At 37.7% G+C, this 18,805-nt stretch carries 16 protein-coding genes; 8 read left to right on the top strand and 8 right to left on the bottom strand.

The window, feature by feature from the left end:
* Positions 1 to 66 precede the first annotated feature (66 nt).
* Positions 67 to 450, top strand: a complete 384-nt coding sequence (locus R2R35_RS17545) for a helix-turn-helix domain-containing protein (RefSeq protein ID WP_317731130.1) — start codon at positions 67 to 69, stop codon at positions 448 to 450.
* Between the two features lie 96 nt (positions 451 to 546).
* On the opposite strand, the gene R2R35_RS17540 is transcribed toward R2R35_RS17545, so the two are convergent.
* Complete coding sequence (locus R2R35_RS17540) at positions 547 to 762, bottom strand: hypothetical protein (RefSeq protein ID WP_317731129.1); 216 nt, start codon at positions 760 to 762, stop codon at positions 547 to 549.
* Positions 763 to 1,067: 305 nt separating this feature from the next.
* Between R2R35_RS17540 and R2R35_RS17535 the strand changes: the two genes are divergently transcribed.
* Genes R2R35_RS17535 through R2R35_RS17525 form a run of 3 tightly spaced genes read left to right on the top strand, consistent with a single transcriptional unit; the run spans position 1,068 to position 3,114 of the window.
* Positions 1,068 to 1,766, top strand: coding sequence for an MBL fold metallo-hydrolase (locus R2R35_RS17535; RefSeq protein WP_317731128.1), 699 nt, complete (start codon positions 1,068 to 1,070; stop codon positions 1,764 to 1,766).
* 40 nt (positions 1,767 to 1,806) lie between these two features.
* A complete protein-coding gene (locus tag R2R35_RS17530) occupies positions 1,807 to 2,175 on the top strand; it encodes a VOC family protein (RefSeq protein ID WP_317731127.1) in 369 nt (122 codons plus the stop codon).
* Between the two features lie 54 nt (positions 2,176 to 2,229).
* Positions 2,230 to 3,114, top strand: a complete 885-nt coding sequence (locus R2R35_RS17525; RefSeq protein ID WP_317731126.1) for a LysR family transcriptional regulator — start codon at positions 2,230 to 2,232, stop codon at positions 3,112 to 3,114.
* A 288-nt stretch (positions 3,115 to 3,402) separates the two neighbouring features.
* On the opposite strand, the gene R2R35_RS17520 is transcribed toward R2R35_RS17525, so the two are convergent.
* A complete protein-coding gene (locus tag R2R35_RS17520) occupies positions 3,403 to 3,615 on the bottom strand; it encodes a hypothetical protein (RefSeq protein WP_317731125.1) in 213 nt (70 codons plus the stop codon).
* A gap of 81 nt (positions 3,616 to 3,696) precedes the next feature.
* The gene (locus R2R35_RS17515) at positions 3,697 to 4,611 is read right to left on the bottom strand and encodes a DUF1848 domain-containing protein (RefSeq protein ID WP_317731124.1); all 915 of its coding nucleotides are present in this window, start codon (positions 4,609 to 4,611) and stop codon (positions 3,697 to 3,699) included.
* 762 nt (positions 4,612 to 5,373) lie between these two features.
* Here R2R35_RS17515 and R2R35_RS17510 point away from each other — a divergent pair.
* Both R2R35_RS17510 and R2R35_RS17505 read left to right on the top strand, forming a co-directional pair.
* The gene (locus R2R35_RS17510) at positions 5,374 to 6,318 is read left to right on the top strand and encodes a M14 family metallopeptidase (protein ID WP_317731123.1); all 945 of its coding nucleotides are present in this window, start codon (positions 5,374 to 5,376) and stop codon (positions 6,316 to 6,318) included.
* Positions 6,315 to 7,250: a M14 family metallopeptidase gene (locus R2R35_RS17505; RefSeq protein WP_317731122.1), complete on the top strand. Its 936-nt coding sequence runs from the start codon at positions 6,315 to 6,317 to the stop codon at positions 7,248 to 7,250. Before R2R35_RS17510 ends, R2R35_RS17505 begins: the two co-directional genes overlap by 4 nt.
* A 299-nt stretch (positions 7,251 to 7,549) precedes the next feature.
* Here R2R35_RS17505 and R2R35_RS17500 read toward each other — a convergent pair whose 3' ends face one another.
* The 3 genes from R2R35_RS17500 to R2R35_RS17490 all read right to left on the bottom strand — a co-directional run bounded on the left by R2R35_RS17500 (position 7,550) and on the right by R2R35_RS17490 (position 11,901).
* Entirely contained in the window at positions 7,550 to 9,340 is a 1,791-nt protein-coding gene (locus tag R2R35_RS17500) for a hypothetical protein (RefSeq protein WP_317731121.1), read from the bottom strand.
* Between the two features lie 141 nt (positions 9,341 to 9,481).
* Positions 9,482 to 10,438, bottom strand: coding sequence for a carbohydrate ABC transporter permease (locus tag R2R35_RS17495; RefSeq protein WP_317731120.1), 957 nt, complete (start codon positions 10,436 to 10,438; stop codon positions 9,482 to 9,484).
* A gap of 11 nt (positions 10,439 to 10,449) precedes the next feature.
* On the bottom strand, positions 10,450 to 11,901 hold the full coding sequence (locus R2R35_RS17490; protein ID WP_317731119.1) for an ABC transporter permease: 1,452 nt from the start codon (positions 11,899 to 11,901) through the stop codon (positions 10,450 to 10,452).
* Between the two features lie 987 nt (positions 11,902 to 12,888).
* On the opposite strand from R2R35_RS17490, the gene R2R35_RS17485 reads away from it, so the two are divergent.
* Positions 12,889 to 14,025 carry a peptidylprolyl isomerase gene (locus R2R35_RS17485; RefSeq protein WP_317731118.1) on the top strand — a complete coding sequence of 379 codons (1,137 nt, stop codon included), beginning with the start codon at positions 12,889 to 12,891 and terminating at the stop codon, positions 14,023 to 14,025.
* Between the two features lie 381 nt (positions 14,026 to 14,406).
* The gene (locus R2R35_RS17480; protein ID WP_317731117.1) at positions 14,407 to 14,940 is read left to right on the top strand and encodes a BsuPI-related putative proteinase inhibitor; all 534 of its coding nucleotides are present in this window, start codon (positions 14,407 to 14,409) and stop codon (positions 14,938 to 14,940) included.
* Positions 14,941 to 15,348: 408 nt separating this feature from the next.
* Here the strand turns inward: R2R35_RS17480 and R2R35_RS17475 are convergent, their stop codons facing one another.
* Positions 15,349 to 16,869 (bottom strand): response regulator transcription factor, encoded by a 1,521-nt coding sequence (locus tag R2R35_RS17475; RefSeq protein ID WP_317731116.1) that lies wholly within the window; start codon positions 16,867 to 16,869, stop codon positions 15,349 to 15,351.
* 122 nt (positions 16,870 to 16,991) lie between these two features.
* Positions 16,992 to 18,641, bottom strand: coding sequence for a sensor histidine kinase (locus tag R2R35_RS17470; RefSeq protein ID WP_317731115.1), 1,650 nt, complete (start codon positions 18,639 to 18,641; stop codon positions 16,992 to 16,994).
* Positions 18,642 to 18,805 lie beyond the last annotated feature (164 nt).

Raw genomic sequence — 18,805 nt, 5'->3', positions numbered from 1 at the left:
AGTATTAATAGAACACCATTTTAAATGTAACTATTTATGATACTATTTATTGGAGAGGTGATTTCTATGGATATTGGTAAAAAAATAAAAACCCTGAGGCTTTCCAAACCCCTCACCCAGAACGAACTTGCTAATATACTTGGGGTGAGTAAATCAACCATGTCTAACTATGAAAGAAATATCAGCACCCCGGATCCTGATATTTTATTAAAATTAGCAACTTACTTTGATGTTACAGTTGATTACTTATTTAATGTAAAGCAAGATAAATCTAAGGATCTTATAAAAGAGGGTTCTGCTTATCATTCCGATAAATCCTTAACCAGAGATGAATGGAATACATTAAGCTACTACAGAAGGCTTAGTGATGAGCAGAAAGATTACATTAAGGGTCATATGATACAGTTATATCAGAAAAATACACCTTCTGATAAAACTGAAAAAGGTTGAATCAGGTACTGTTTGTTTAGCACAGCACCTGATTTACCTTATTATACTGTTACAGCTGTTATTGTATTTGCTGCTTTCATTACTATCTTATTGCTTTTATTTTCTCTGGTACAATTCAATCATGGCATCATCAAATTCTCTCGCTAATTCGATTACTTCAACACTATCAAATGAACCATCATACACATTTAATAACCTGTGAATCTCCTGACGCTTTTTCTCAATATCAAAATATCTTAGATTAGAACCACTCACAACACTCTCTTCCGGATTACTATACTTATTCTTGTAAAGCCTGCTCTTAGCTTCCATAATTTTATCCTCCTCCAACCGTATCTCATAACCCCTTAATTGCCCTCTATTTCGTGTGAATACTGTCGAACAACGATATTAAATTTAGTACAATCCGATACCATTTCTTGCTTCCCAAGCAAATGATATAACTTAATAATATACAAGATTTACTTTTTTTTCAAGTCTTTTCAATAAAAATCAACATTAATTTACATCTTATTATATTTCTCAAATAACCTGGCTATTTTCATCCATAAGGCTGTACAAATGTTTGCATATGAGTTAGAATATCATTATTAATGCAGTGAAATAAGGAGGTGCCTATGCTTATTACTTATATTCATCACAGTTGTTTTAGCATTGAAACAGAAGAATCAATTTTTCTCTTTGATTATTATAAAGGTAATATCCCCAATTTTACGAAAGAAAAACCCCTTTTTGTCTTCTCCAGCCATTTCCATCAGGATCATTTCAACCCTGTGATTTTTGAATTGTCAGAGAAATATCCTGACGTTACTTATATTTTATCGAAAGATATCCGTTTAAAAGAACTGAACAGAGAATCTTATAATATTATTACAATCGGAAAAAATGAATCCATAACCCTGAAAGATTCCCTTAAAGTTGATACGCTTCGTTCAACAGATGAAGGTGTTGCTTTTCTTATAAGTGAAAAAGGCAAGACTTTTTACCATGCAGGTGACTTAAACTGGTGGGTCTGGAAGGATGATACTACCTCTGAATATAATAATATGACAAAGAATTATAAAGATGAAATAAATAAAATATCCGGCAAAGAAATTGACCTGGCTTTTCTGCCCCTGGATCCCAGACAGGAGGAACTCTACAGTCTCGGCTTTGATTATTTTATGCAAAACACCAGGACTTCTGCAGCTTTTCCCATGCATTTCTGGCTGGATTACAGCATCCTTGAGAAGTTTAAGAATTCGGATGAGGCTTCTAAATACAGAGACAAGATTATAGATATTTCGTTTGAAGGTCAGACTTTTCAAATAGATTAATACTTTATCTGCTTTTAGCAGAACATTAATGGAGGAATATATGAAATTTACATTTGCACACAATAATATCAATGTATTGGATTTAGAGAAATCTCTAAAATTTTATAACGAAGCTTTGGGCTTAACTGAAACCAGACGTCATGAACCGGAAGACGGAAGCTTTATCATCGTTTATCTGGGCGATAAAACCACCCCCCATTTATTAGAACTTACCTGGTTAAGTGATTGGGATCATCCCTATGACTTAGGAGATAATGAATTCCATCTGGCATTTATAACCGATGATTATGATGGTGCTTACAAAAAGCATAAGGAAATGGGCTGCATCTGTTACGAAAATCCTACAATGGGTATCTATTTCATCAATGATCCCGATGGTTATTGGCTGGAGGTTATTCCTGCCAGGTAAATAAAGCTGTCACAGAAATCCCAAAATATATTTACCAATGAGAGGAGGTAATACATGGATATTAATTACGAGCTATATAAGGTATTCTATTATGTTGCCAAAACCTTAAGCTTCTCCGAGGCTGCTGCCTCCCTGTATATATCACAGTCCGCTGTAAGCCAATCTATTAAAGTATTGGAGGGAAATCTGAATCAGACCCTTTTCCTTCGAAGCACAAAAAAGGTCTCCTTAACCAAAGAAGGAGAGCTTTTATTTAAACATATTGAGCCCGCTATTAATTTAATCAGCAGAGGTGAGAATCAACTTCTTGAGGCTTCCTCACTGGGTGAGAGCCAGCTGCGTCTAGGTGCCAGTGATACTATTTGCCGTTATTATCTTGTACCCTTTTTAGAAGACTTCCATCGAAAATATCCCAGAATTCATATTAAGGTTACAAACGGTACTTCTTTCCAGTGTGCCAAAATGTTAGAAAATAATGAGGTAGACATTATTGTCACAAACTCACCGAACTCTTCTCTGATAAATAGCATGCATATAGAAACTGTTCTGGAATTTAACGATACCTTTATTGTGAACAAGGACTTCTATCCGGTGAAAGAGGAAGCCCTTACCTTAGAGGAACTGCTTAAATACCCGATTCTGATGCTTACGAAACATTCAACCACCAGCGAATTTCTGCATAATCTTTTCTTACAGCATTCACTGGATTTGGTTCCTGCAGTGGAATTAAGCAGCAATGACTTATTGATAGATCTTGCAAAAATTGGTCTTGGAGTCGCTTTTATTCCCGACTTCTGCTATAAAAGAGACCCGGAGAATAAACTGGAACCTATTGAATTAAAGGAAACACTGCCCTCCAGAAAACTGGTGGCTGCCTATAATGATAATATACCTCTCTCGAATGCCGCAAGATATTTTATTGAACAGCTTACAAGCTAATTGCCTTTAAGAGATGAAAAAAGGGTTGTTGCAGTAGGACAAAAGACTTCATAAAGTCAATTATTCCCACCTGCAACAACCTTTTTCCACTTTATTATTTGCTTTACTGATATTATTTCTTGTATTTCTTATCTTTTTTCTTGTGCTGATTATTTTTTTGCGTTGTTTATTTTTTTGTATTACTTATTCACTATCTTGCGTTTCTTAATTTCTTGTATTGCTTTATTATTTACGTTCTATTTCTTAAATTTCGTATATTTTACTGGCTTTTTAATTTCTTTTAATTTATTAATTTCCTTTGCTGCTCAAGGGATTGCTTCTCTCTTCAAAAAAAGCTCCGTTATCCGGATTACATTCCGACTGAGGTTCATAGGCTGCTTTGTGTACCATAGCTGAACCAACAAAAATGTCCCTTGTTTTCTTGTATTTTTCTTCTAGTTCCTGCTTTGTATTGTTAGAAGCTCCTTTTATCGTATTATTCTTTTCATTGGGTGAACTCATAAGATAACATCCTTTCTCATTCTTAGTTATAAAATCAGTATTCCCAATTACTTCTCCGGTATCCTGTAAATATCTTATGAATTAAATCCTTTTCATAAGCTTTTCCGTAATCTTGTCCTCTTCCTTAAGGCATCCAATCAGCAAATCATTCCTACAGTTATGTTCCTTTCGGTTTTTCTCTGCCGATCTCAGTCCACTATTAGCATAACAATAAAGGCAACCATTGGAGCAGGTATTATAAGCACCGATATCTACGCTCTCCATGCAACCGCAGCCTTCCCTTTGGCCGATTGTTTTCCGTATTTTAATTTCACGGCCCAAGAGTTCTTTTATCAGCTTCGGGTCGATACAACTGGCTCTTTGAATACCGGATGCCTTCTGAAGAATATCCTCGCAACAACTTTTAACGGTAATTCCATATTTACCAGCAATAGCGTCTAATTCTGTACTTAGACCAAGCATCTCACTCTCTGTTACCCTTCGAAAAATACCGGACTCTTCCTGTTTTCTTATTTTCTGGTAAATATCCACAAAACTGATATTACACACCGTAGTATATCCACATAATTGGCGGCACATATCCTCAAAAACCTGTCGGTGATAGTCAAAGGTGTACTTCTCATTTAAAATTATCGGATCATAACGCCATATGACCTTATCACTACCAATCATACGAGATAATTCTATAAAAGTGTCCAGAATATCTTTTTTATCCCGCAAGTTAAGTTCCAGCTCTCTCTCATAAGGTGTTACAGTAAATTGAAAGTAGAAGGGATAACCCTTCTGAAGCAGCAGCGATAGCTTAGGGAGCATTGGTGCAGGGTCTTTTGACCAGAAAACAAAACAGTCCACCGTATCTTGGTTCAGAATAATTCTGCTGACCTGCTTCGCATTCATGGGATTTCTGACACAGACGCTGCCTTCGTCTAATCGGTTAAAAAACCAGTCCGTATAAAATCTTGGAATATCTGTTCTTCTGGAGGCACTTATAACCATTGATGAAACTCCCCTTTCTTACATGCTTTTGTTAAATATCTTATAATAACCTTTAGCATCAAATGCCAATTTAACAAAAGGACAGCATTTTGATACTATTTAGCCTTCAGTACATACACCTTGCTCTGAAAATCACCCCAGCATAAATCCCCAGGAACATTTAAGCCATCATTCATTAACTGGGAGCCTTTTCAAGACCTCCTCCGTTCCTTCTAGTTCATATCCCTGTTCACTGTCTCAAGCCCATTAAGCTTAAAGCGGAACAACGCATCATTGGGCGTATTCAGTACACGGTAGAAGAAAACAATCTGCATTGCAAAGCCTTTCTTTGTATTATTAATCTAATTCATAATTCATATATTAAAAAAAAACCTGCTTTCAAAATTTCAGGAGAATTGTACAAAAGAGAAAGGACGAATGTGCCTACGGAAAGGGATTAGAAGTCCTTATCTCTGAAGATTTTGTGCTATAAGGTAAAACAGATTGTTTGAGCGAAGCGAGTTATCTGTTTTACCTTATTCCAAGCACAAAATCTTCAGAGATTAGGACTTCTTATACCTTGGAGTCGAAACATGAGTCCTTTCTCTTTTGTGCAATTCTCCGTCCCCTTGCGAAAAACCACCCATTTCCAACACTATTACACCATATTGTACCCAAATATAACAGCAACCTCAAGTATTATTTTCAGCAATTACCGTTCTTGTTTTTCTTACGGAAAAATGTTATGATTAGTTGAAAAAACTGCGGAAAGGATGTGGTTTTATGATAAAGTCCGTATTTTCTATCGACTTACCGGTATTAGAAAATATGCACATATGGAAAAACCGTATTGAACCTCTAAATAAGAGTGGTGCAGAGAAAAGAATCTGTATCGTCTCCGGAATTCATGGTGATGAATTGGAAGGTCAGTATATCTGTTATGAAATCATACGGCGAATCAAAGCCAACATTCATTTACTTCATGGAATCGTTGATATATATCCCTGTCTGAATCCTCTGGGAATTGAGTCTCTTACACGTGGAATACCAGCCTTTGATTTGGATTTGAATCGTTGTTTTCCAGGAAACCGAAACGGCGATATGGCAGAAAATGCTGCTCAGGCAATCGTTGAAGATATCCTGGGCTCTGAGCTCTGTGTTGACTTGCATTCCTCTAATATATTTCTTCGTGAGATCCCACAGGTTCGAATGATCGAAGAGAATGCCAAGATGCTTTTGCCTTATGCAAAGCTTTTGAACCTTGATTTTGTTTGGGTACATCCTTCTGCCACCGTACAAAATGCCACCTTAACCCACGCCCTTAACACCAGCGGAGTTCCTACCATAGCCGTTGAAATGGGTACCGGAATGCGCATAACAAAGCAATTTGGGGATCAGATTACGGAAGGTATCTTTTGCCTCCTGAAAGAGCTCGGAATGTGGGAGGGTGAAGTTATCACACCTAAGACACCAATTATCTCCACAGAAGGCGGAAGTGAAGTAACCATGGTTCATGCGGAAGCCTCCGGAATTTTTCTGCCTGAGGTAGAGCACTGGATGGGTATAAAGAAAGGTGAAGTTATCGGAGACATCGTAGACAGTCTTACCGGTGAGATCAACCAGCATATTCTTGCTCCCTGTGACGGTATGGTATTTACCTTAAGGGAATATCCCGTAGTAAATGAAGGCTCTTTGATAGTCCGTATATTAGGAGGTAATTTTACATGATAAAAGACACAGTATACTCCATCAAGACTCCTTTTCGCGGTGAGCTGAGCATTCCCTCCTATCATTTCGGGAAAGGCGAGAAGTCTGCCTGTATCGTGGGACCAACCCGTGGTAATGAAGTACAGCAGCTCTACATCTGCTCTCAGATCGTTAAAATACTTGATAAACTGGAGAAAGCCGGTGCTATCGTTAATAACAATGAAATCATGGTGATACCTTCTGTAAATCACTACTCCATCAACGTTGAAAAACGCTTCTGGGCTATGGATAACACTGATATTAATCGTATGTTCCCAGGTGACGCGGAAGGTGAAACCACCAGGCGAATTGCAGATGGTATCTTTAAGGCTGTAAAAGGCTATAATTACGGCATCCAGTTTGCAAGCTTTCATACCCCCGGTGATTTTATTCCACATGTCAGAATGATGGAAACCGGGTATCAGAATACCAGCCTTGCAAATCTGTTCGGACTTCCCTATGTAGTGACCAGAAAACCACGCCCTATTGATACTGCCACCTTAAATTATAACTGGCAGATGAATGGAACCAATGCCTTTAGTGTATATACTTCTGCAACGGATTATATAGATGAGAAATCAGCTAATCAGGCTGTATCCTCTGTACTTCGTTTCCTCACCCGTATGGGCATTATCAAATATAACTGCCATAACGGCTTTATAGCTACTACCCTGGAAGAAGAAAGCCTGATGTCCATCAGAGCAGATGTATCCGGTATCTACAGAAGATTCAAAGAACCCGGCGAAGAAGTAGCCTTTGGAGACCTTTTAGCAGAAGTGGTCGATCCAATCGAGGGGGAAGTTATCTCACAGATTATCGCCCCAAGTGAAGGTATTATATTCTTTGCTCACAGGAAAGCTCTGGTTATTGAAAATTGCACAGTATATAAACTGATACGACGCCTTCATGAGTAATGGAAGCCACTACAAAGATGCAATGTCGTTCTATCGCTTACGAAATAGAATGTAGGATTAATCCCTTTTGGCATTTGGAATACGAATGTGCCACTTTGTTCGAAATGCGGTAATACCGTTCTGTCTTTTAAGTGAAAATAGTATTTTAATTTAGTGACATAGATACGAAAGACACGGAAATTTCCGTGCCTTTCGTATCTATAATTATTATTATGCACTTCATTTACCTGCAGTCTGCAACGGGCAGTTCACCATGGTGAACTGCCCGTTAGTATTAGCAATTTGCAATTATAATTAAATTAGTTTGCTGCTTTTGCTTTATCTTCTGCTGCTTTTCTTAAAGTCGCTTCATTCATACACCAGGCGATACACTCATCATAGCCATATTCTTTTGCTTTTGACTGTAATTCAGCTACAATAGTATCAAATTCAGCATCAGTCTTCGCATAAATTGCATTCCAGGAATAGGTTTTGATAGCTTCTTTTACCTGATTCCAGGTTGTACTGAGCTCATCACTCTTAGCACCTGTAGCGTAGTTTGTTCCGATAGCTATGGATAATCTGCCATCATTTAAGTACTCATCTGCACTGAGATATCCGGTGTACTTCTTCCACTCCTGCTCTGCATTAGTAGTTTCTTTCTTTAACGTACTACCCCAGAACTGGTAGTTAAAGGATTCTCCGTTACCCTCGGGGTTAATACTGTCAAGTGCCCAGGTACTGTTATTCATCTTGAAGCCACCATCATCAAAAGTTCCGCTGTAACCGTCTGTCATTTCAGTCTTTGTATCTGCTTTGCAGGCTGCACCTAAATCTGTAAGGTATGCATAACCCTGATCATCATAATCCCAGGAAACGCCTTTGGGACCATAGGTATAAGTCATAACACCATCCGGTGTACTTAGCCAGTTAATGATAGCCATACAAAGTTCAGGATACTGTGTATTTGCACCGATAGACCATACTCTGTTACCACCGTAAACATTCAGACCGTAGCTGAGTACCTTCATATCTTTCGCTGCAAGTGGATACATACCTTTTCCATCGGCAGTATGTGCATCTGTATTGTATAATGCCTGACCCAGGAAATTAAAAATATTAAATACAGCAGAGCCATCTCTGTAAGCATCGCTGGCTTCATCATAAGTCTGGGTCATGGAATCAGGATCCAGTAAGCCCTTTTGATATAACTGGTTGTAGAATTTAAGACTTCTTAAATACATACTGTTATCATCCAGAATAGGCTGTGCAGTCTGTGTATTTACATCATATAAAGTAAATCCGAATTCATCATATCCGTATAAAGCACCAAGTGCCTTAACATACATTACCATATCACCGTCCCAGTCTTTGAATAAAGACATCGCGTAAGTCTTCTGTCCGGAATCGGAAGTAGGGTTCTCTTTTACCATTTTCTCAAGTACAGGGATAAAATCTTCTAAGGTATTTACTTCAGGATAACCTAGTTTCTCATATAAATCCCATCTGATATCAGGATGATAGAAGAAGGATTCATGTTCATCAGAGGAAGAACCAACGTTGTGACCGAAGCCGTATACCTTTCCGCCAGAGATATCTTTGTTCTTCTGAAGAGCTACCTGCATATTTTCGTTAATATAAGGACCGTAATCCTGTAAAATCTCATCTTCATTCCAGTCAAAGAGTAAGCCTGCCTGAATTGCCTGTTTGTACTCATCTCCATCCTGTCCGAAGATAACAATATCACCAAGTTCACCGGATTCCATACGGGTAGAGAATACACCGTCACCGGAAGGAATAATGTTAAGCTTAACATTAAACTTATCTTTCATAACCTGAGCAAACCATCCGATCTGCTCTCCTGAATAGTTAGCCAGCTGGCTGTATACAGTTAATTCTACTGTTTCTTTGGGAATAATATCTGCTAAAAGATCCTCAGCGGATTCTTCCGGTTCTTCTGTTGCTGCGTCAGTAGCTTCCGGTGTTTCTGTTGCTGCATTATTTCCGCTACTATTTTTTACGTTCTTATTACCAGACCCGCAACCCCATAGTCCCCAGCACATAAGTGTTACAATAAGCAAAAGTGATATTAATCTTCTTGCTCTTTTCATAATAAATACCCTCCTTTTTATTTATCTTAAAATCGGTACTATAATAAGTTGAATAAGCGATGATGCCATATGGGAATGCTTTTACCAATAAATAAGCAGACACCTTTCAACTTAATATTCCCGAATTCTAACAATAGACAATCAGCCTTTTACCGCTCCGATCATAATACCCTTTTCGAAATATCTTTGAAGAAAGGGGTATACCAGAAGGATTGGTATGATAGATACCATGGCTACCGTAAATTTAATGGTTCTTGTATTTAACGCCTGCTGTACCATATCAGAAGTAATACCGCTTCCGGATTTCATCAGTGCCGCTAGATTGGAGGACTGATTCAGGTACACATAAAGTCTGTATTGCAGTGTGTATAACTTAGGTGCCCCTGACATTAATATCATGGAGTCCGTAAAGGAATTCCAATGCCCTAAAGCACCAAATATTGCTATGGTAGCAAGAATCGGTTTACAGAGAGGGAAGATAATGACCTTGAATCTGGAAATGTATCCAGCACCATCAATAGAAGCACTTTCCTCAAGCTCTGCAGGTATAGATTCTATATACGTCTTAACCAGTATGATATTGTAAGGTGCTACAATACTGGGAATGATATATCCTAAGAAGGAATTGGTAAGTCCTAACATGGACATATTCAGATACCAGGGTATCAAACCGGCATTAAAATACATGGTAACAACCAGCAGACGATACCACACCTTTCTGCCCCACATTTCGGTTTTCGTTACCAAATAGCCTACAAATGCAGAGGCTAATACCATGATAAGCGTACCAATCAGAGTTCTTGCTATGGATACCATAATAGAGCTTCCTAAATTGCTTACACTGGTAAGAGCAAAATAATTGTCAAAATGAATGCCTTTTGGCAGGAAGGTAATACGTCCGGCCTTTATCAGTTCATTATCACTGATGGTATTGATGAACAAATAATAAAAAGGGAAAAAGCAAATAACCGTAAAAATTGAAAAGAACGCATAATTAAAAATATTAAATACAATATCTCCGGGAGAAGATGGGATTCTCTTTTTTACTTTTCGAATTTTTGCTGTATTAATCCCCGTGCCCTTGCCTGTATATCCCATTTTCACACCTCCTATATAATGCTTTCTTTACGTATCAACTTGGAAAGTCCGTTTGCCATAAACAGCAATATGATACTTATGATTGACTTCACCATACCGACAACAGTTGCCAGCGGAATATTTCCGGTATCACTGCTTCCAAGTCCCAGTAAATATACATAGAGGTCAAGAACCTCTATATTCGATTTATTGGCAGAATTCTTGAAAACAAAATATTGATCCATACCATTGCTTAGAATACCTGCTATAGCAAGCATTAACAATACAAAGAAGGTAGGTAAGAGACCGGGTACTGTTATGTACCACATTTTCTTGAATCTTCCGGCACCGTCTACCGTTGCCGCTTCGTATAACTGCTGATCGATTCCAGATATGGCAGCCAGATAGATAATTGCTCCCCAGCCAAGACCTTTCCATAAACTCCAGGCTAACATCTTCAGCCAAATGTGGTCTCCGCTTAATAAGAAATTAACGCCTTCCTTCAGCACACCAATATCAACCAATACGGTATTAATAAAACCTTCTGTTGAAAACAAGGCGAAAGCAAAAGCATATACCAATACCCAGCTGATGAAATTAGGTATGGTGGTCAGCGTCTGTATCAGCTTACGATATCTGGTAGCCTTGATTTCTGACAGGAATATTGCAAAGGCCATCGGGAAGATAGAAGTTGCAAGTCCCAAACCACTCATTGCAAGTGTATTTTTTAAGACTCTTAAGATATCATTTCTCGTTGCGGAGTTCTCAAAGAGATATCGAAACCATTTAAAACCAACAAAATTTTCTGCGCTTAAGCCAAGTCCCGGCTTATAATCATACAATCCGTAGCGCCAGCCCCATAAAGGGAGATAAGAAAATACCATACATAATATAAGGAAAGGAAGCATAAGAAGGAACAGATAATATTTTGGTTCCATGGTATATTTTTCTTCCTTGGAAGGTCTTGGTAACAAATAGATGGCAGCCAGCGAAAGTATCAAACAGGCCACTGATAAACAAGCCAGTATGATTAATCCAACAGGAAGAACCGGATCTACCTTTTTAAGATTTGTACTTTCAAGTAACTGATTATAAGCTAAGATAATTCCCCCAAAACCAATTAAGCTTATAAAAGAACCGAAAGCTGTTAAACGAGCTGATAATCTTTTTAATTTAAGTTGTCCAAGACTGATTGCTCCTCCGGCACTGCAGGCAAAATACCCAAGACAAGATAACAGTGCTGAGAGAAATAATAAGGTTAAAGTCCCCTGCTCCACCCAGCCTCTCATTAAGGCTCTTTTAAACCCCGAAAAAGCTGTTGAGTAAACCAATCCTGATGTAAAAAGGGACAGATTATCGTTAATCAGTCCGCTTATTCTGGCAGGGTTCAGTGCGGGCACAAACAAGCTCAACGCCAGTAAGATAACCAGTATTCTTATAATATTTATTAACAGTCCCATGCCAGTTAATTTCTTCTGCCCCATAATTTTTCCTCCATTGTTTATTAACTTAACTTATTGTAAACTTTCTGCATAAAAGAAACCACCCAAATATATTGATATTAAATACCCCAATTTTTATACTTAAAACCTGGCTGCTTTTAAGTAATTTTTAAGGTGATTTTCTTAACCTGAATACCACAAAAAAACCCTGTATAAATAAGAAAATTACCCTCAGCTTTATCAAACCCGGTGGGCAGCAAAAGCTTTCTTATGAGCTGCAAAAAGCAGACATAACGGGTTGCCTCCTGGGTTTTCAGTAGCTCCTCCGAGAGTCTAAGATTGCAGTTAATCTTTCGTCGATGCACCAGCTCTTATGCAGATAAAAGAGTAGCCAGAAGGTTTTATTCTACTTCTCCTTTTCTATAATCAGATTATTGATACTTATCCGTTAAGCTAAATCCTTAAGTTTCGTAATAACCTCCATAGCCTGCTGACTTTTAAGTTTTTGTATCAAAAATTTTCTCAGCTCCCTTCTACTTCTAATCAGAGAGAATCCGTCATATTTCCTTCTCCGTAAGTTCAACCAATACTTTTTTCCTTTTCATACCCTTTGGCTGTGTTTCATCTACCGTTAAGTATAAATTTTAACCCGTACTTTTCTTGCTTTCATACCCTTTGTCTGTACTTTCATCTACCGTTAAGTATTTATCTCAACCAGTACTTTCTTTACTTTCATACTTTACTCTCTGAACAGTTCTCCTTACTACAAATACTTTAATACCGGTATTTTTATTTCCATTTATTTCTCATAAAATCCATTTATCGTATCGTAAACTCTCTGGCAAAATGCCAAAAAACTCTTATTTGTATAAAATAGAGGGCTGTTTTTGCCTAGATTTCACAGAATTTTCATATAATATATCCAAAAATCTATTCAATGAACTTGACTTATATGGAAAAAGTATTAAAATGATATTATGTGTCTTTTCTACAATCGTCACATGAATCACATATAATGGAGGAAGTACAGTGAAGAAATCAAAAAAGATCATTACCAGACTGTTAGTTATGGCTTTAACAGCGGGAATGATATTCGCTGCAGGATGCAGCAAAAAAACAGACTCTACCTTAGTGGTAACAGTTAACGATGAAAAGCTTACAATGCAGGATATGATGTATTTTATTTATGCAATGGAAGCTCAGGGGCAGATGTATGCACAATACTACCCTACCTATTGGGATATGGAATATTCCGAAGGTGTCACCATGAGGGATCAGATGAAGACAAGTGTTATGGATGCTGCCGTTATGTGGGATATTCTATATCAGAAATCAAAAGAAGCAGGTAATACTCTTACTGACGAAGAAAAGACAAGCATTGAAACAGATGTTGAATCTCTCTGGACTTCATTAAAGGATGATGAAGAGCGTCTCAAACTTACAGGTTTTACAAAAGAGAACCTGATAAAAGCACAAGAGAAATTACAGCTGGCGGACAAGTATTACCAGACCGTTCTTGATGATCTTACAGTGAAAGAAGATGAAATCAAAGCTGGTATTGACAAAGAAACATACAGACAATACGATACAGAGTATTTATATGCGGCAACCTCAAAATACAACGAAAGCTATCAGTTAGAGGAGCTTACCGATGAAGAAAAAGCTGCTGCAAAGGATGCCATAGAACAAGCTCTGAAAGATGTACAGGCTGGTAAAGCATTTGCCGATATCGCAAAAGATAATGAAGCTTTATCTACTACCACTCTTAACTTTGTTAAAGATGATGGAACTGCTGAAGCAGAATACCAGGAAGCTGCCATGAAACTTAAGAACGATGAAGTAACAGATGGAATTATTAAAACTTCTAAAGGTTACTACATTATTAAGATGACAGATAACAACAGCACCGAAAGCTATGATGCCGCTGTTACAGAAGCCATCAACAACGCTAAGACAGAAGCTTTTACAGATAAGTATGAGAATGAAATCAAAAAAGAATACACAATAACCGTTAACGATAAAGTATGGGATACCGTTGTAATGGGACAGACTACTATTCCTGAAGCAGAGAGAATTACTTCTACTCCTACACCGGAAGCTACCACTACTCCTGAGGCAACTGCTACTCCGGAAGCTACAGCTACTCCCACAGAGAGCGGTAAATAGTCCTGGTCTTTAAATAATATACATTATAAGAGCCATTTTCACTGTAAGTTGAATACTTACAGTAGAAAATGGCTTTTATTTTATTATTTTCAGGAACTATTTTTCCTTTTAATCGTCTAATCTATATAACCGGTCATATTCCCGCTTGGGATTGAATAATCAAGCAGTATCTGTCAATTTACTTTTATCCTGTTAAGCATTTAGGTATACGGAAGTAAACAAGAGTGTAAAAACTCTCTTTTTAGCATCGAGTTTGTGTAAGAACTGCCCTTGCAAACCAGATAAGGATAAAGGCAGTGCAGAAAAAGGAACTGTGAAAGCAAACTACTTTCACTTATCATCATTATTTATTTGTGCAAAGCACGCAGATTGGAGATTATTATGAAAAATAAAAAGAATATTCTTGGTTTATTAATATTAGCTTTCGTGCTCTTTACCGTATCATTAACAACGGTACAAGCAGCCGGACAGTATAAGAAGAACAACACAAACAAAAGTCAGGATTCCAAAAATAATTCAAAAGGTACAAAAAAAGAGGATAAGAAGACTGCTAAGAAGAAGGTTTCCATTAAACCTGAAGCTTTACTGAATAAGGATTCTCTTGATTTTAAGATTATTATCAAGAATCCTACCAAAAATGATGTTACTATTGAAAGCAGCTCCGGACAGGTTTTTGATTTTGAAGTATTAGATGCTAAAAAACAGCCTTTGTACCGCTGGTCAGCAGATAAGAGCTTTATCGCAGTTATTACCACTACTGAAATAAAAGCAAAGGATAAATTGGAATTAAGTGATTCTTTATCCGGTGAAGTATTCCAGGATATTAAGGATAAAGCAGTTTATGTGAAAGCCTATATAACCGGTACTGCTGATTTCGTAAATCAGGACGGATATCTGGTGAAGATTAAGAAATAAATTACATTGATTTGAGTAACAGAAGGTTAGTTTTTCACAAGGGTACGGTGAATTGCACCAAAAAGAAAGAACTCTTGCTTCAATTTCAAGGTATAAGAAGTCCTAATTCTCTGGGAATTTTGTGCTGGACATATTATCAAACAGATAACTCGCTTCGCTCAGACAATCTGTTTGATAATATAACACAAAATTTCCAGAGAAAAGGACTTCTAATACCTTTCCATAGGCGCATTCGTTCTTTCTTTTTGGTGCAATTCACCTGACATTTTTTTTCGTTTTTCTATTCTATTATTCTTTTGTTCTGCTGTTCTACTGTTCTTCTGTTCATCTATTCTTATGTTCTTATGTTCTGCTGTTCTGCTGTTCATCTATTCTTATGTTCTTATGTTCTGCTGTTCTGCTTTTCTTCTATTCTTCTGTTCTTTTAAATTCTTTTGGACTTATGCCTACATATTTCTTAAATTTAGAATAGAAGTAGTCTATATTGCTGTAGCCTACCTGCTCTGAAATCTGGTATACCTTAAGGTCTGTTTCCTGCAGCAGTCTCTTTGCGTTCTTTATTCGGATGGCATCCAGAACGTTGTTAAAGTTCTCTCCTACTTCTTTTTTAAAGATTTTTCCAAGATAGGCACTATTGTAGTTAAATAGTTTGGATATACTCTCAAGCTTTAGGTCCTGTCCATAATTCTTCTCCATATAAGCTATCATTCTTTTTATTACGTTTTCAGAAGCGACAACACAGATAACTTTTGAGATTTCATCGCAGAAATCATAGAGATTATTAAGTAAGACTGATAAGCTCTCTGCTTTTTTCATCCGGTCTGCATATTTCTGATACTCATCCTTTAATTGCTCCCGGTATTTATCATACTTTTTCTCCAAGATATGATGTAGGTAGGAGATGCATTGGGTCACCTGAACCTTGATATCCCATTCCTTGATCAGCTGTCCGCGATACAGTTCCTCTTTCTCCCTGATAGCTGCTTTCAGTGCTCCCATATCTCCTATTTCTATAAACTTAAGCAGCTGCTCCGGAAACTCTTTGTCTTCCGTTATTCCACTGGCCTTTAAGGTTTCTATCCCTACTGCTTCCATTTCTTTAAAGGAAAACTGATACTCTGAGAGAAGTTTTGCACTTTCATAGGAGAAATGAAGATCCTGCCAATAGGTAACACTATGTCCTACTGCAATAAAGAAGCCTTCTGTAAACCGTTTCTTTACCTTTTCATTGTTTATAAGCAGCTGCTTTTTAACCTCCTCATAACTTAATCCTTTGCAGATCAGCACCAGCTTATCGTCCATAATGACTTTATCAACATGCTCCATATTCAATAACATCAGATCAATTTTTTCCTGGGAGATCCCATCCTCTTCGTTGCTTTCCTTATCCTTTAGTATTGCCGCACAGAAACTATTGTATTTAAAGTCCATGCCATATAGTTTAATTTCCCGCTTCAGGGCTTCTCTGTCCGAGGTATGCAATAATAGATGGGACAGTACTTGCTGCCTCGCTTTTAATTCACTAAGAGTATAATAATCATCCAAATGCTTCTTGGCATCCAGCTCTGCCAGTAATTCTTTTACATTCTCTAATAACTCATCTTCGTCTATAGGTTTTAGTAAATATGCCCGAACTCCCAGCGATACGGCTGATTTGGCAAATTCAAAATCCGAATACCCTGTAAGGATAATAAACTTTCCTTCAAAACCTGCTTTCTTCGCCTCACGGATTAACTCTATTCCACTCATGCCAGGCATTTTGACATCCACCAGCACCAGGTCAGGGGAATATTCCAATACCTTTTTTAAGCCGTCCTTCCCATCATAACCTTCCGCACATACTTCAAAGTTGTAATCTTCCCAATCGATCAGGCACTTAATGCCTTCTCTTACAATCATCTCATCGTCTATAATCATAACCTGATACATTTAACCCCTCCTCGCCCTTACGAAATAGTTGGTTTATGCTCATTTCCTCCAAGGCAGATATTCTAATTACGTTATATCCTTGAATAGGAAAAAGAATTCCCTTTATATCCTATAATGTTGTATCAGCTCATATCCTTTGGAAGTTGAATGGTAATCCTGGTTCCCGTATTTTCTTCGCTCTCAATCAGCAATCCGTATTTGTCACCATACAAGAGTTTAATTCTCTGATTTACATTATTTAGTCCTATGCTGCTTCTGGTGAGCCTTGCGTAATCATTGAGACTGTCTTTTATTTCTTCCAATGTCTCCCTGGTCATTCCGATACCGTCATCTTCTACAATAATATATAAACGGTCTGCCATTCTCACATCTATTTTAATCTCACCTTCACCCTCTTTGGCTTCCAGTCCATGTATAAAAGCATTTTCTACAATTGGCTGAATGATAAGAGGCATAATCTTAAGCTCCTCCACATCACAATAGAGATTAATATGAAAATGTATTCTCTCCCCAAAACGATACTGCTGTATCTTTAGATAATACTCTACCAGTTCCAGCTCTGATTTTAAGGTTACCAGTGTATCTCCTGCCTGTATATTTCTCCGCATTATCTTAGCCAGCATTTTTACCAGTTCTTCAATATCCTTTTCACCGTTGCATCTTGCTTTCATTCGGATCGTTTCCAGGGTATTGTACAGGAAATGAGGGTTTATCTGGCTTGCCAGCATTTTAAACTCAACCTCTTTTTGTCTGCTGTTAAGCTTTTCCTTCTGTACCTGTTCCTCATATATGGTAGTAATCAGGTGCTGAAGGCTGTTAATCATTGTATTCAGGTCTTTGTACAGATCAGCAATTTCATCATTTCCGTTCACTTCCAAAAGATTGAAATCCCCCGCAGCGGCTTTATGGATCTGCACTTTGAAGTTGTTTAAACGCTTGCTGAAATTGCCGGCGTAAAGGGCTATGATACCAAGAGACATGATGGTAGGAAACAGCCAATATAGCCAGAACCAGCTGTTACCTTTATATTCAGCATAAATATCCTGATATTCCCGTTCACTAATTATACTGAAATGATTTTCTGTATTGTTAAGATTTAATTCTTCCTTTAAAACAGTGGACTTTTTGGTATTAGTACTACTAATTCGTTCAGTGTTCGGGAATAGGACTTGACCATCCAGAAGTATCTGATAAGCAGCATTACCAACCAGGCATATCTCCTCCAGAAACTCGGTATCGGTTATGACAGAGAGGATTGCCTCCTCATGATTCCCGTCTGACTGTAACGCAACGGATAAAATCAGATAAGAGGTTTCTCCGGTTTTTAATAAGCTTAACTGAACCTTTTCTTTTATGTCATAGTTTACGGGAAGGATACTCTCTTTCGGCAAATCCATCCCATCAGCCCAGGCAGTATAATATATAGTGTTATCCCTTCCAATCAGCTGGATTCCTTTAAGCCCTGCAACCACCCGGAAATATTTCTCATATTCCTTCCTGGCTTCTTTCAGGCTTACACCGCTCAGATCTGTTTCACCTAACAGCTTCAGTAACTCATTATAAGGCTGCAGATAGTTTCTTATCGCCTCCTTTACCAACAGCAGCTCTGTACTCTGACTTTCTCTGTCTTTGGTAAGTGCCTGTCTGCGGTTATTTGTGGTATAGAAGAAACTGCTGCAAACCAAAGGAATGGTTACGCTCACTAAAAAAACAAGGAGCATTTTTTCTCTGATTTTCAGATACTTCGAACATAATAACTTCAGCTTTACCATTGTCTTACCCGTGCTTTCAGGGGTTGCCGTTTATTGGTTCAAAACATATCAACTATGGAAGCCACTGATAAATTTACTTACAGATAATCGACAGCCCTTATTCTACTTTCATTCTAAATCAATGCATGTAATTACGAACAACTTAGCTTGCTGGGTTTTTAGTT

The sequence above is a fragment of the Anaerocolumna sp. AGMB13020 genome (genome assembly GCF_033100115.1).
Lineage (GTDB): Bacteria > Bacillota > Clostridia > Lachnospirales > Lachnospiraceae > Anaerocolumna.
The sequence above is the reverse complement of the archived record's forward strand: the minus strand, read 5'-3'. Positions and strand labels throughout refer to the sequence as shown.